This is a genomic window from Desulfobacteraceae bacterium (genome assembly GCA_022340425.1).
Classification (GTDB): domain Bacteria; phylum Desulfobacterota; class Desulfobacteria; order Desulfobacterales; family JAABRJ01; genus JAABRJ01.
This window is the reverse complement of sequence record JAJDNY010000101.1, coordinates 1-14,498: the sequence shown is the minus strand read 5'-3', so window position 1 is coordinate 14,498 and position 14,498 is coordinate 1. Positions and strand designations below refer to the sequence as shown.

Genomic DNA, 14,498 nt, shown 5'->3' with positions numbered 1-14,498 from the left:
TTTTGTGGTTGACAAATTTTTCTAACACTATAAGAAGATAGCGAACCAACGAATGGTCGTTCAGAAGCGCACCCGCAAAAACACTTACCGGCGCCCACCGGCCGGCCCACGCCCCGCAGCGCGGCGCCTGCTGGGGCGCGCCGCGGCCGCAGCCGGGCTCCTGGGTGCCCTGACCCTGACCAGTTTGCTGCTGGTCTTCGTCCACGACCTCCTGACCCAGTGCGACTATTTCCGGGGCAGCCGCATCGCGGTGGAGGGCACCGTTCGCTTGGACGCCGGGGAGGTCCTGGCCCAGAGCGGGATTCATCCCGGTGTCAACATCCTGTCGGTCAACCTCCACCTGGCGCGCCGCAAACTGCTGGCCCACCCATGGATCTCCGATGCCCGGGTGAGCCGCGAACTGCCTGACGGGATCCAGATCCGCATCCAGGAACAACAACCCCTGGCGATCCTCGATGCGGGCCGCAAGTTCCTGCTCAACGACGTCGGCGAAATATTCAAGGCCTGGGAACCCCGCGACCCGGCCGACCTGCCCGTGATCACCGGCCTGGCCCTTTCGGATGTCAGCGTCGGCGGCGCCCCGCGCAGCCTGCCGTTCGCCGCGGTCATGGAAATTCTGCAGATTCAGCGGGATGCCGAAGTCCCCCAGCTGGGGTCTTTGATCCGCCAGATCCGGGTGGACCGCGAAATGGGCCTGACCCTGGTGGGAAACGACCGGGTGCAATCGGTCTGCCTGGGCTACAGCGACTACCGGGCCAAGTACCGCCGCCTGGAGCGGGTCCTCAACCAACTGCCGGTTGCCGCCGACTTTGGCGAGATCGACATGATCGACCTCAAGAACCTCGACCGTGTGGTGATCAGACCGCTGGCACCCGACCCCCCGGAGGGGTCCCAAAAGGAGGAAACCTGAAATTGCAGGCAAAAGGGGACATAATCGTCGGTCTGGACATCGGAACCACCAAGATCTGCGCCGTGGTCGGGGAAGTGACCGGGCGTGAGGTCAACATCATCGGCATCGGCACCTATCCCTCCATCGGCCTGCGCAAGGGGGTGGTGGTCAACATCGAATCGACGGTGGACTCCATCAAAAAGGCCGTCGAGGAAGCGGAGCTGATGGCCGGCTGCGAAATTTCCTCGGTCTATGCCGGCATCGCCGGGGGCCACATCACCGGGTTCAACAGCCGGGGGATCGTGGCCATCAAGGGCCCCGAGATCACCCAGCAGGACGTCGACCGAGTTATCGACGCGGCCCGCGCGGTGGCGATCCCCATGGACCGCGAGGTGATCCACGTGCTGCCCCAGGAATACATCGTCGACGATCAGCCGGGCATTCAGAACCCCATCGGGATGGCCGGGGTGCGGCTGGAGGCCAAGATCCACATCGTCACCGGCGCGGTGACCTCGGCCCACAACATCGTCAAGTGCGCCAACCGGGCGGGCCTGGACGTCTGCGACATCGTCCTGGAGTCGCTCGCCTCGGGCGAGGCGGTTCTGACCGAGGAGGAAAAGCAGCTCGGCACGGCGTTGATCGATCTCGGCGGCGGCACCACCGATCTGGCGGTCTTTTCGGAAAAGAACATCAAGCACACCTTCGTGCTGGCCCTGGGGGGCAACAACCTGACCAACGACATCGCCATCGGGCTGCGGGCACCGCTAAACGAAGTCGAGGGCATCAAGAAGAAGTACGGCACCTGCCTGCCGTCCAACCTCCAGGCCGACGAGATGATCGAGGTGCCGGGCATGGGGGGTCGCAAACCCCGCAAGCTGCCGCGCCAGATCCTGAGCGAGATCCTGGAGCCGCGCATGGAGGAGATGTTCACCCTGCTCAACCGCGAGATCTACCGCGCCGGCATGGAGAACATGATCGCCTCCGGGGTGGTCCTGACCGGCGGCACGTCCCTGCTGGACGGGGTGACCGAAGTGGCCGAATCGATTTTCGGCCTGCCCACGCGTCTGGGCAGACCCCAGCACATCACCGGACTGGTGGACGTGGTCAACAACCCCATGTACGCCACCGGGGTCGGGCTGGTGCTCTACGGCGCCAAGAATCAGCGCTCCCGAAACCAGGCCGCCAAGAAATTCCGCATCCGCGACAGCAACATCTTCAACCGCGTCATGACCCGGATGCGCAGGTGGTTCAAGGAGGTCCTCTGAGGCCTCGGCAAAATAACGGACAACCCGTCTATCTCACTACGCAATCACAACGATCGGGATAACAAACCAAACAGGAGGAGGGGGGAATGACATTTACATTCGTGGAGAATGACAATTCGGCCAAAATCAAGGTGATCGGGGTTGGCGGTGCCGGCAACAACGCCATCAACAACATGATCGACGCCCAGCTGCACGGGGTGAAATTCATTGCGGCCAACACCGACGCCCAGGCCCTGGAGATCTCCAAGGCGGCGCTCAAGATTCAGATCGGCGAAAAGCTGACCGAGGGTCTGGGGGCGGGCGCCAACCCCGAAAAAGGGCGTGAGGCCGCCCTTGAGACCAGCGACACCATCCGCAGTGCCCTGGAGGGCAGCCACATGGTCTTCATCACCGCCGGCTTCGGCGGCGGCACCGGCACCGGGGCGGCGCCCGTGATTGCCGAGATCTGCAAGGAGATCGGGGCGTTGACCGTGGCCGTGGTGACCAAACCGTTTTCCTTCGAGGGCCGCAAGCGCACCCGCCAGGCCGAGGAGGGCATCGAGACCCTCAGAGAGGTCGCCGACACCGTCATCACCATCCCCAACGACCGCCTGCGGGGAATTGCACCCAAAAACGCCAAGATGATCGACATGTTCCGCAAAGCCGACGAGATCCTGCTGCACTCGGTCAAGGGCATCACCGATCTCATCATGATGCCGGGGCTGGTCAACCTCGATTTCGCCGACGTGCGCACCACCATGTCCAAGGCGGGCATGGCGATCATGGGCATCGGCATCGGCACCGGCCAGAACCGGGCCATCGAAGCCGCCGAACGCGCGATCTCCCACCCGCTGCTGGAGGACATCTCGATTGCCGGGGCCAAAGCGGTGCTGATGAACATCACCTCCACCAGCGATCTCACCCTGGAGGAAATGACCGAGGCCTCCGACCGCATCTACGAGGAGGTCGGCGAGGACGCGGAGATCATCTGGGGCCAGGCCATCGACGAGAGTCTCGGCGACGAGATGCGGGTAACCGTGATCGCCACCGGCATCGGCGGCGGGCCGCAAACCACCCTGCGCGAGGCCTCCCGGGTCAGCAGCGCCCGGGGCAACATCGCCCGCGGCAAAATCCGCGACGTCACCCCGGCGGATTTGAAGCGCGCCATCAACTTCGACGAGCCGACCTTCATCCGCCAACAGGAAGCGGTGGGCGAAGGCTCCGGTGCCACCTACCGGGGGGGCTACCGGGGGCTGGTGATCGACAACAACGACCTGGACATCCCGACCTTCCTGCGCCGCAAGGCCGACTGAGCGCTGCGGCCGCCGAGGGGTGGCTTGACATTGCGTTTCGCGGGCAAACCTTAATCCGGTATGCGGCCGGCCGCGTTCAAGGCCGGCCGCAGGATCGGACAGGGGACCCGACGCATGCCACCCAAACCACCTCCGCCGCACCAGACGCTGCTCGCCAGCGAACACGGCACCCTGCGCAAGCCCTGGGCCGGCCGCATCCGGGTGGCCCTGGTGTATCCCAACCGCTATTCAGTGGGGATGTCCAACCTCGGCTTCCAGACGGTCTACCGCCTGCTGAATGCGCTGGAGGGGGTCGTCTGCGAGCGGGCCTTTGCGCCCGATGCCGCCCCGTCCCAGAATCCGCCCGTGGTCACCCTGGAGTCCGGGCGGCCGTTGAACGCTTTCGATGTCGTGGCGTTTTCGCTCTCCTTTGAAAACGACACCCCCACCGTCCTTTCACTGCTTCGCCGGACGGGCCTGCCCCTTTACAGCGAAGATCGCGGAAGCGCCCACCCCCTGGTCATGGCCGGCGGGGTCGCCTGCTTTTTAAACCCCGAGCCGCTGGCGCCCTTTATCGATCTTTTCATGCTGGGCGAGGCCGAGGAGATGCTGCCGGCCTTTTTCGACGCCTTCGACCCCGGCGCCGACCGCCGCGAGCTGCTGCTGCGCCTGGCGCGCAACCAGCCGGGGCTCTACGTGCCGGCCTTCTACCGCGCGCGCTACCACAGCGACGGCAGCCTTGAGGCCTTCACCCCCCTGGCGGACGTACCGCCCCGCATCCGGCGCGTGTTTCTGCCGGACCTGTCACAAACCGCCACCTGCAGCGCGGTGGTCACCCCGCACGCCACCTTCGCGCGCACCTACCTGATCGAAACCGGCCGGGGCTGCCCCCACGGCTGCCGTTTCTGCAGCGCCGGCTACATCTACCGCCCGCCGCGTTTCCGCCCCCTGGCGCTGTTGGAGGAAAGCCTGCGCCAGGGCGCCGCCATCACCGACCGCATCGGGCTGGTGGGGGCGGCGGTTTCAGACCTGCCGGAGATCACAGCCCTCTGCAGCGGGCTGCGCGAGACGGGGGTGCGCATCTCGTTTAGCTCGCTTCGGGCCGACGCCCTCACGCCGGAGCTGATCGCCATTTTGCAGCAAAGCAAGGTCAAGACGGCCACCATCGCGCCGGATGCCGGTTCCGAGCGTATGCGGCGGGTGATCAACAAGGGCATCGATGAGGCCAGCATCCTGGCGGCCGCCGAAACCCTGGTGGCCGCCGGGATCCCCAACCTCAAACTCTACTTCATGGTGGGCCTGCCCACCGAGACCGACGCCGATGTGGCCGCCATCGTAACGCTGTGCAAGCGGATCAAGCACCATTTCCTCGCCTCCAGCCGCTCCCGCGGGCGCATCGGCGAGCTGACCGTGAGCCTCAACAGCTTCGTGCCCAAGCCGGCGACCCCCTTTCAATGGGCCGCCATGGACGAGGTCAAAACGCTGAAGGCCAAAATCCGACAGGTCACCGCGGGGTTGCAAAAGGTGCCCAACGTGCGGGTCCATGCGGACCTGCCGCGCTGGGGGTTTCTGCAGGCGCTGCTGTCGCGGGGAGATCGGCGGGTGGCGCAGCTGCTGGCGGCGGCGGCCGAAAGCGGGTGGAACTGGCCGCAGACCTTCAAACAGTCGGTCCTCAACCCGGGCTTTTACGTCACCCGTGAACGGCCGCTGGAGGAGCTGCTGCCCTGGGACTTCATCGACCACGGGGTACGCAAGGAATTTCTAAAGGCGGAATACCAGCGGGCCCTGGCGGCCCGCACCAGCCCCGACTGCCCCATGGACGAGGCCTGCAGCCGCTGCGGGGCCTGCAGCCGGGCGCCGGCGGTATAGGCGCGGCCCAGGGCCGCAGAGCGGCTGTGGGGGAATCTCAGCCCGTTTGGGCGCCGGGCGCCCGCAGGATGTGGTGCAGCTTTTGCGACAGCTGCCGGATGTCGAAGGGTTTTTGGATGAAGCCGTCGACCCCGGCGGGGATCCCTTCGCCGCCCGCATCCGCCAGGTTGTAACCGCTGGAGAGCAGCACCCGCACGCCGGGTTCGATGGACTTGATCGCCTGGCAGGTTTTGGCACCATCCATGGCGGGCATCACCAGATCCAGGATGACGATGTCGATCCGCCCGCGGTGCTCCCCGAGGGCTGCCACGGCCTCCTCTCCGCTGCGGGCGGTCAGCACGTGGTAGCCCAAACGCCGCAGCATCCCCGCGGTGGCCGCGATGACGCTCTCTTCGTCGTCCACCAGCAGAACGGTCTCCCGGCCGCCGGGCACCCCGGGGGGAGCGGCCGGCTCAAGGTTCAGGGGTTTGCGCGTTGCCGGCAGAAAAACCACGAAGGTGCTGCCGGCGCCCGGTTGGCTGAGCACCTCGATAGTGCCCCCATGGTTGACCACGATACCGTAGGAGGACGCCAGGCCCAGACCGGTGCCACGGCCGCGCTCCTTGGTGGTGAAAAACGGCTCGAAGATCCGCTGGCGCAACTCTTCGGACATGCCCAGGCCGGTGTCGGTGACCGAGATCTCGATATAGGGCCCGGGCTTCAGGCGCTTGCCTTCGGCCGCGTCGCCCATCAGGGTGACATTTCGGGTTTGAAGAAAAATTTCCCCGCCCCCGGGCATCGACTGCCAGGCGTTGACCAGCAGGTTGAGCAGCACCTGCTGAATCTGGCCCGCGTCGGCCTCCACCGGCCAGGTGTCCGGCTGGATCTGCGTGCGCAGCCGGAGCTCCTTTTTGGTGCGCGCAAACATGCCGGCCGATTTTTCCAGCAGCGCCCGCAGGTCCACCACGCGCACCTCGAACTTGCCTTCCCGGGCGAATCCCAGCAGCTGACGGGTTAACTGCGAGCCGCTTTGGACGTGATCCTCGATGCTCTGGAGTTTCGCATAATGGGGGTGATTCGGCTCTAAACCGGCCAGCATCAGCGACGTGTAGCCCTGGATGCCCATCAGAAGGTTGTTGAAGTCGTGGGCGATGCCGCCGGCCAAGGTCCCGATGGCCTCCATTTTCTGGGCCTGCCGCAGCTGGTATTCCAAATATTTACGGTAGCTCACGTCGCGGGCGACGCCGTGGGTGCCGAGAAACCGGCCGTAAGGTGTCGCTGCGGCGCGACTGTAAACACCGGTGGCCTTGAGCTCGATGGTCAGGTGCTGGACCTCGCATTGCCGGAATTTGGCCGCATCCTGTGCAAACGCCAGGCGCAGCTCGGCGCCGTGGGTGGCCCGCTCCTTGGTGCGGCGCTCATTGAAAAGCCAGCGCGCCTTTTCGCGGTCCTCCTGGAAAACGATGGTCTCGTAAGTTTTGCCGATAAGCTCGCGGCAAGGGTAGCCCAACAGCTTCTCGAAGCCGCTGTTGACGAAGGTGAAGCGTCCCCGGTGGTCGAGGGTATAGATCAGGTCCGGGGAGTTCTGGACAAGAAAGCGGAATTTGCGCTCGGAGGCCTCCAGGCGCTCCTGGATGTTGCGATTTTCGCGCATCAGGGCCCGCTTTTCCAGGGCATGTCCCAAGGTTCGCAACAGCTCGCGCGGTTCCACCGGTTTGATCAGGTAATCGTAGGCGCCGGATTTGAGGGCCTTGACCGCCGTTTCAACCGAGGCGCTGCCGGTTATCATGACCACCGGCGCCCCGGGGTCCTGGCGATGGATGTGGTCCAGGATCCCAAAGCCGTCCATGACGGGCATGAAAAGGTCCAGCAGAAAAACGTCGAAGCGGCGGCTGTCGATCAGGCGCAGGGCCTCGGGCGCACGGGTGCTGGTTTCCACCCGGTAGCCTTCGGGAACCAGCAGGCGTTTGATGCTGGTGCACATCCGGGCTTCGTCATCCACCACCAGGATGCGGGGGCTGATGTCGATTTCTTCCATGAAGCGATACCGTCCCCTCAGGCGAGCGGCAGCCTGACGGTAAAGCAGGTGCCGCGGCCTTCCCGGCTCTGGCAGCTGATCCGCCCGCCCAGGGACCTGACGATCCCGTGAACGATGGAAAGGCCAAGCCCCGCGTGACCGCCGCCCTTGGCGCTGTTGAAAGGCTCGAAGATCCGCGCCTGGACTTCGGCCGGCAGACCCGGGCCGTCGTCGCGGACCGAGATTTCGACCTCGCCGGTGGGACCGTGGGCGTTTTTGGCCGGCCCCAGCCGGCGGGTCCCAAGGAACAGGTTGCCCCCCTGGGCCATCGCCTCGGCGGCGTTTTTGATCAGGTTGATGAGCACCTGTTTCAGCCCGTTGCGTTCGGCCGCCACCGGCCCCAGGGACTCTGCCAAATCCAGATGGACCGCGATCTTAAGCGGCGCCAGGAGCGAGGGTTCGATGACTTTGATCAGGTCCAGGATCAGTTTGTTGACGTCCACGCGGTCGCTCGGCCGGTTGATGGGGATGGCAAAATCGGAGAGCTGCCGGACAATCTGGGCCACCCGGTCGATCTCTTCACGGATGATGCCCAGTTCCTCGACCGCCGGATGATTTTCGCCCAGTTTGGGCATCAGAATGGCGAGGTAATTCTTGATGATCCCCAGGGGGTTGTTGGCCTCGTGGGCCACCCGGCGGGCCAGGACGGCCGCCGCCTCGATCCGCTGGGCCTGAATCATTTCGCTCTGGCGCCTCTTGAGCCCATCGAGGTGCAGGCAGGTCGCCGCCTGGCGGGCGAACATGCCCAGCAGCTTGATCCGGCCGGTGAGGCGGCGGAAGTGGGCCTCGGAAAGCCCCAGGGCCATCACCCCCACCGGCTGCTGGCCCACCGCCAGCGGCAGGCAGAGCATACCCTCGGTGCCCAGGGCGCGCATCACCTGCTCGTCGGCAATGCTCGGCTGTGCGCTGCCAAGATAGCCGAAGGAATCCAACATGAGGTTGCGTGTCAGGGCCCGGATCAGCAGTCCCTTCCCGTTGGCCAGGGAGAGAACCTGCTGGTGCAGGCCCTGCTGCAGGGGGTCTTCCGCGCCGCTGCGGCCCACCAGGCAGTTGTCCGCCGGCTCGTAGAGAAAAATCGCGGACTGGTGGACATCAAAGAGGATTTTCAGCGCCCGTTCGACGGTCAGCAGGATCGCGCGGGTGTCCTCGGCCCGCAGCAGGTTGTCCAAGGTGCCAAAGAGCAGCGAGGCGTCGCGCACCTCGTAGGAGAGCACTTCCTGGGGCGCGCCCTCCGGGGAAGGCTCGGCGATCCAGCTCGCAGACGGGGCCTCCACCGCCATCCCCAGGGCGCGGGCTGTCTCCTGAACCTCTTCGGCGCTCTCACCGACGAGGGCCTCGCAGCGCTCAGGCGCCAGGCCGAAGAGACGCTCGCAGGCGGCGCGGCCGGCCGCCGGGTCGGCCTGCGGCCCTTGGCTGAGGGCGTTGGCGACGTAAACGATTTTGACCAGCGGCAGGGCGTCGCCAACCCGGTCGATGCCCTCGTGGTGGTAGTAAACCGCGTCGGCCATCAGCGAGTCCAGCCCCCACTGCCGGATGGCCCAGGCACCGACCTCGCAATGGGTGGCCCCCAGCTGGGCCTCGCCTGCCAGCAGGCTCTGGCCCCCGGTGTCGGTGGCTTGCAGGAGCGCGCTGTAGTCGGACCCGAAATTGACCCACAGCAGCAGCTTGCCGATATCGTGCAGCAAGCCCGCAAGGAAAGCCTCCTCGGGAGGCACCACGGCGTTGCAGCGGGCCAGGCGCCGGGCGGTGGCGGCGCACATCAGGGAATGCCACCAGAAGCGCGCCAGGTTAAAGCCCGGGTCGCCCTTGACCCGCCGGAAAACCAGCACCACGGCAGCACACAAGGCGATATTCTTGACGGTCCCGGCCCCCAGATAGACCACCGCCTGCTCGAGGCTGCCGGGTTTGTTCAGCAGCCCGATGTGGGCGGAGCTCACCAACTGCATGACCTTGGCGCTGATGGCGGGGTCGCTGCGGATGACCTCGGCAAGCTCCCCGGGGGTGGCATCTTCGCGGTTGCAGAGCTCGATGAGTTTAAGCAGTACCTGGGGAAGACTGGGAAGGCTTTTGGAGTTCCTGATCCTGTCGAAAATTTTGGCTTCTCGGCTCACGCGTCATCAATCAACTTTTTTAGATTTTACAGCACTTTATTTGCCGGTTCGGCACCTGTCAAGAAAATAGTGGGGCCCTTTGCCGGGGCCCGCCGGGAGGACGGCCCGGGGCTTGGGCCGATACCATTTTTTTCTTGACAAGCAACGGTTCCGAAATTAAAAATAGACTTTTGAGTATATTCTCACAATGGAGGATGTATGGTTCGCCCGCAGAAAAATCGCATCGTGGCCTTTAACCCCAGCATCAGCTACTTCAAGCCGCGCGGGATTCCGATGATCGAGCTGGAAGAGGTCCGGCTGACCGTGGATGAACGCGAGGCCATCCGGCTGGCCGATCTCCTGGGGATGTCCCATGAAGAGGCCGGCCGCCGCATGGGGGTATCGCGGGCCACCTTCGGCCGCATCGTCCAGAATGCCCGCCGGGCCGTTGCCGACGCCCTGATCAACGGCAAGGCCATCAATGTGGCCGGAGGCAATTACACCATCGTGGCCGATGCGGAGCGCGTCTTCGTCTGCCGCAATTGCCAGCATTCCTGGCATGAACCCATGGGAACCGGCCGCCCCGGACGTTGCCCGGCGTGCAGCCAGACCGATTTTTACCGAATTCGGGGCTGAAGCGCGGCATCCGCCCAGCCCCCGCAAACAACAGAAAGGTGAGCACCCCATGAAAATCGCCATTACCGCCACCGGCCCGCAACTTTCCGCGGAGTTGGACCCGAGGTTCGGGCGGGCCGCCTATTTTATCCTGGTGGATCCCGACGCCATGACCTTTGAGGTTGTGGAAAACACGCAGAATTTGGAGCTGCCCCAAGGTGCCGGCATCCAGGCCGGCAAAACCATCGCCGAACACCAGGTGGACGTCCTGATCACCGGCAACTGCGGCCCCAAGGCCTTCAAGGTCCTCGAGCGCGCCGGGGTCAAAATTGTGGTGGGGGCCAGCGGCACCGTAGCCGATGCCGTCGCACAGTTCAAGCGCAACCAACTCACACCCGTGGATTCCCCCAACGTGGAGGGCCACTGGGTCTAACATCGGCGGCGCCCAGCCGGCACCGCCGGCCGCCAGAGGAGATGACAGATGCAACAGTGCACCCCCGGATCCAGCACCCCGGGCGATCCCAAAGCCGCCCAGGCCCAAAAGGACACGGCGGTCAAGGACGCCCTTGCCAAGATAAAACACAAGTTCCTGGTCATGAGCGGTAAAGGGGGGGTCGGCAAAACCAGTGTCGCCGTCAACCTCGCCATGGCCCTGGCCAACCGCGGCTTCAAGGTCGGCATCCTCGACGTGGATATCCACGGACCCGACGTGCCCCGCATGCTGGGCCTGAAGGGCATGCTGGACCTCAACGCCAGCCAGAAGCTCGTGCCGCTGCAATACTCGGCCAATCTGAGCGCCGTCTCCATCGAGGCCCTGACGGCGAGCAAAGACGACGCCATCATCTGGCGCGGCCCCCTGAAACACTCGGTGATCCGGCAGTTCATCGGCGATGTGGCCTGGGGGGAACTGGACTACCTGGTGATCGACTCCCCCCCGGGAACCGGTGATGAGCCCCTTTCCATCGCCCAGTCGATCCCCGACGCCCAAGCCCTGGTGGTCACCACCCCCCAGGAGGTTTCCCTGGCCGATGTGCGCAAATCGATCAATTTCTGCAAAACCGTCAAAATGCCCATTTTCGGTCTGATCGAAAACATGAGCGGGTTTGCCTGTCCCCACTGCGGCTGCGAGATCGATCTTTTCGGCAGCGGCGGCGGCGAGCGCACCTGCCGGCAACTCGGGCTGCGCTTTCTCGGCAAGATTCCCTTCGATCCCCACATGGTTTCCTGCGGCGACGAGGGCACCTGCTTCCAGGATCGCTACGCTGAAACGCCCGTGGCCAGAGCCTTTGCCCAGTTGGCGCGCGCCATCGCCCCTTAGGGGCGCCGTGCGGAACCCGGGCCGAACACCGCGTTTGAGGTTAATTCGAAGCACAAAGGAGGAATAGTTAAAATGAAAATCGCAATTCCCATTGCCGAGGGTAAATTGGCCGCCCATTTCGGGCACTGCCAGGAGTTTGCCCTGATCGAAGTCGAAAACAACGAGATCAAGAAAACGGAAATGCTGCAGCCCCCCCCGCACGAACCGGGCGTTCTGCCCCGCTGGCTGAAAGAGATGGGCGCCGATGTGATCATCGCCGGCGGCATGGGCCAGAAAGCCCTCAACCTCTTCGCCCAGAACGGCATCAACGTCGTCATCGGCGCCGAACGCGAAGAACCCCAAAAACTGGTCCGGGGCTACCTTGAAGACTCCCTGGTGACCGGTGTCAACCTTTGCGACCACTGATGGCCCTGCGCGGCCGCCCGAACCCCCAGCAGCTGGGATCAGCCACGGCGGCCGCCGCCTGCCACCCCCCTTTTTTGCCCCTCACGCGTCTCGGCCCGGCCCCGACGCCCCGTAATCCATGAAACCCGATGGAGCAATTGGCGCCCCTTTCTTGCCGGTCGGCAATGGGGGCCGGCCCCCCGTGCGGCGTCCGACAAGTCCCCACAATTTCTCCCTATTTTCGTTTTTTGGCAGCGCGGACTTTAAAAAAATGACTTGAAAGCTTGAGACCAGTGTGATAGGCGAAATCTGGTTTCAAATCCCTCTCCAACCTTCAGTGTTTACCCCTTGCTCGAAAGGAATGTAAGCAAATGACTGCCAAGAAAGAACTGCAGACAGCTTATTGCCTTGCCGCGATTTTACTTGTTCTGGGGCTCTTAAGCTATGCAGCCTTTCCGGCCAAGACTCCGGACCCGCCCGTCAGAATGATGTTCCAAGGGGTCGCCGGAAAGGTCCTCTTCGACCACAAGCTGCATTTCACGGGCACCGAAATTGGTCTGGACTGCATCGATTGCCACCACCACTACGAGGAGGATGCGGACCGGTTCCGACCCTGCGGGGATTGCCACCTGAGACCAGACGCCGAAATGCCCCCCCAAGCCTGCCTGGACTGCCATGACGAAAGTGAAATCGATGCCGAAGAGATTCCCAAGCGCACTGACGCCTTTCACCAGCAGTGCGGCGGCTGCCATGAGGATTATGGCGCAGGTCCGGGCACATCCGATTGCTCGTCGTGCCACGTCATGTAAAACCGGCCGCAATTCATCACCCGGCATAAACGGCTTTTCACCCCATTCCGGCTAACTCGAGAAGGTTTTACCATGATAAAAAGATCTTTTTTGGGCTACGCGCTTCCGCAGCTCCAGTACGACAGCGATGTCAAAAGCCTGCCGGCGCCGAAACCGATCCGTCCCGCAGCCTCCGTCACCCTTTTGCTCCCCCTGGCACCCCGGCAGACGCCGACTTTGGACCGCAAAGTGGGCGACCGGGTTAAAACTGGCCAGAAAATCTCCCTGGCGGATAACCCCGGTATCTACGTGATCTCCTCGGTTACCGGCACCATCAGCGCCGTCGCCCCCTTTCCGGGCGATTTTGGCCAGCAATTTCTCGGCATCACGGTGACGCCGGTAACCGCCGAGGAAGTCGACGCGGGATTCGGCGAGGCCGGCACGGAACCGAGCCTCACCCGGGCCGCGGCCTATCTGGCCCAGGCACCGGGATTGCCGCCGTTAAGCGCCCTGAACGACCCCCAATACCCCATCTCCACGATCGTGGTCTGCGGGGTGGACGACGATCTGCTGGTGGCCACCCAGCAGCACATTCTGCAGGCAGACATCCAGGCGCTGCGAAACGGCATCACCGTCCTGAGGCAGATTACGGGGGAGGCGCGCATCGTCCTGGTCGCCCCGGCGCATCTCATGCAGGATGCCGTGGCCTCGGGCGCGGAGGTCAAGATCACCGCCGCCCGCTACCCGGCGACGCTGCCCCACATGATCATGAAGGACTGCCTTGGCCAGGTGCTGCCCGCCGGCAAACGCTTCGAAGAGCTCGGGGTCTGTTTTATGACCGCCGAGGCCGTCGCAGCCCTGGGCAGAGCCTTTGCCGAGGGGCGGGTACCGGTTGTCAAGCGCATCACCCTGATCAACAAGGAGGGGGCCAAATCCCTGGTGGCGGCCCCCATCGGCACTCCCCTGAAGGACGTTTTCCAGAAAACCGGCATCACCCTCCAGGACCGTGACCGGATCGTCATGGGCGGCCCCTTCCGCGGCCACGCCGTTTTCAGCGACACCTACCCCGTGCGCCCCGACACCGACGCGGTCATGGTCCAGGACAGCGCCAGCGTGCCGCTGGTCTCCGATTACCCCTGCATCAACTGCGGCGATTGCGTCCGCGTCTGCCCTGCGCAGATGCCGGTCAACATGCTCGTGCGCTTTCTGGAAGCGGGTCAGTACGAGGCCGGCGCGGAGGAGTACGACCTCTTTTCGTGCATCGAATGCGGCCTCTGCAGCTATGTCTGCGTGGCGAAGATCCCCATCTTCCAGTACATCCGGTTAGCCAAATACGAACTTGCCCGGACCAACCCGGTGGAGGCAGAACATGTCGAAACAGAATAAGTACATCGTTTCCCACGCACCTTTCTGGCATGATGGCAGCGGGATCCGTGAGCGCAACTACCACACCATGCTGGCCGCCCTGCCGGCGGTTCTGATGGGGTTCTTGCAATACGGGGTGCCCGCGGTGGGCGTGGTATCGGTGGCGGTGGGAACGGCCATGGTCTGGGAGTGGGCCTTGAACAAGGCCATGAAACGGCCGCTGACCATCGGCGACGGCAATGCCGCCCTGATCGGGTTGATTTTCGCCATGCTCATCCCGGCCACGACCCCCTGGTGGGTGGTGGCGACCGGCACCCTGATCGCCATCGGCATCGGCAAGCAGATCTTCGGCGGCATCGGCGGCAATCCCTTCAACCCGGCGGTGGTCGCCCTCTCCATTCTGATCGTTTCCTGGGGCCATCTGGTGGACTTCGACACGGCCCTGGTGGGCTATGACTTCGCCTTCAATCCCGCCTACCCGCTGGGTCTCTTGAAGTATTTCGGGGTCGCGGCGATCGAGGATTTCAGCCTCCTGGGCCTGCTTCTTGGCCAGCAGTCCGGGGGCATCGGCGCCACCTTCGGCCTGGG

At 64.2% G+C, this 14,498-nt stretch carries 13 protein-coding genes; 11 read left to right on the top strand and 2 right to left on the bottom strand.

The window, feature by feature from the left end; genetic code table 11:
- The first annotated feature begins 52 nt into the window (after positions 1 to 52).
- From LJE63_09025 to LJE63_09010, 4 genes are all read left to right on the top strand, one after another.
- Entirely contained in the window at positions 53 to 910 is an 858-nt protein-coding gene (locus LJE63_09025) for an FtsQ-type POTRA domain-containing protein (GenBank protein ID MCG6906756.1), read from the top strand.
- Positions 911 to 912: 2 nt separating this feature from the next.
- Positions 913 to 2,154 (top strand): cell division protein FtsA, encoded by a 1,242-nt coding sequence (gene ftsA, locus LJE63_09020; GenBank protein MCG6906755.1) that lies wholly within the window; start codon positions 913 to 915, stop codon positions 2,152 to 2,154.
- An 86-nt stretch (positions 2,155 to 2,240) separates the two neighbouring features.
- A complete protein-coding gene (gene ftsZ, locus LJE63_09015; protein ID MCG6906754.1) occupies positions 2,241 to 3,446 on the top strand; it encodes a cell division protein FtsZ in 1,206 nt (401 codons plus the stop codon).
- A gap of 114 nt (positions 3,447 to 3,560) precedes the next feature.
- Positions 3,561 to 5,294, top strand: coding sequence for a radical SAM protein (locus LJE63_09010; protein ID MCG6906753.1), 1,734 nt, complete (start codon positions 3,561 to 3,563; stop codon positions 5,292 to 5,294).
- A 37-nt stretch (positions 5,295 to 5,331) separates the two neighbouring features.
- On the opposite strand, the gene LJE63_09005 is transcribed toward LJE63_09010, so the two are convergent.
- The gene (locus tag LJE63_09005) at positions 5,332 to 7,311 is read right to left on the bottom strand and encodes a response regulator (GenBank protein ID MCG6906752.1); all 1,980 of its coding nucleotides are present in this window, start codon (positions 7,309 to 7,311) and stop codon (positions 5,332 to 5,334) included.
- Between the two features lie 17 nt (positions 7,312 to 7,328).
- Positions 7,329 to 9,461: an HDOD domain-containing protein gene (locus tag LJE63_09000; protein ID MCG6906751.1), complete on the bottom strand. Its 2,133-nt coding sequence runs from the start codon at positions 9,459 to 9,461 to the stop codon at positions 7,329 to 7,331.
- 198 nt (positions 9,462 to 9,659) lie between these two features.
- On the opposite strand from LJE63_09000, the gene LJE63_08995 reads away from it, so the two are divergent.
- The 7 genes from LJE63_08995 to LJE63_08965 all read left to right on the top strand — a co-directional run.
- Positions 9,660 to 10,076 (top strand): DUF134 domain-containing protein, encoded by a 417-nt coding sequence (locus LJE63_08995; protein MCG6906750.1) that lies wholly within the window; start codon positions 9,660 to 9,662, stop codon positions 10,074 to 10,076.
- Between the two features lie 49 nt (positions 10,077 to 10,125).
- Positions 10,126 to 10,488, top strand: a complete 363-nt coding sequence (locus LJE63_08990) for a NifB/NifX family molybdenum-iron cluster-binding protein (protein MCG6906749.1) — start codon at positions 10,126 to 10,128, stop codon at positions 10,486 to 10,488.
- 48 nt (positions 10,489 to 10,536) lie between these two features.
- Positions 10,537 to 11,373: an Mrp/NBP35 family ATP-binding protein gene (locus tag LJE63_08985; GenBank protein MCG6906748.1), complete on the top strand. Its 837-nt coding sequence runs from the start codon at positions 10,537 to 10,539 to the stop codon at positions 11,371 to 11,373.
- 72 nt (positions 11,374 to 11,445) lie between these two features.
- Complete coding sequence (locus LJE63_08980) at positions 11,446 to 11,778, top strand: NifB/NifX family molybdenum-iron cluster-binding protein (GenBank protein ID MCG6906747.1); 333 nt, start codon at positions 11,446 to 11,448, stop codon at positions 11,776 to 11,778.
- A 350-nt stretch (positions 11,779 to 12,128) separates the two neighbouring features.
- Positions 12,129 to 12,566, top strand: a complete 438-nt coding sequence (locus LJE63_08975; protein MCG6906746.1) for a cytochrome c family protein — start codon at positions 12,129 to 12,131, stop codon at positions 12,564 to 12,566.
- Between the two features lie 72 nt (positions 12,567 to 12,638).
- Entirely contained in the window at positions 12,639 to 13,931 is a 1,293-nt protein-coding gene (locus LJE63_08970; protein ID MCG6906745.1) for a 4Fe-4S dicluster domain-containing protein, read from the top strand.
- On the top strand, positions 13,915 to 14,498 hold a 584-nt coding region (locus LJE63_08965; GenBank protein ID MCG6906744.1), incomplete at its 3' end, for an RnfABCDGE type electron transport complex subunit D. The genes LJE63_08970 and LJE63_08965, both read left to right, overlap by 17 nt.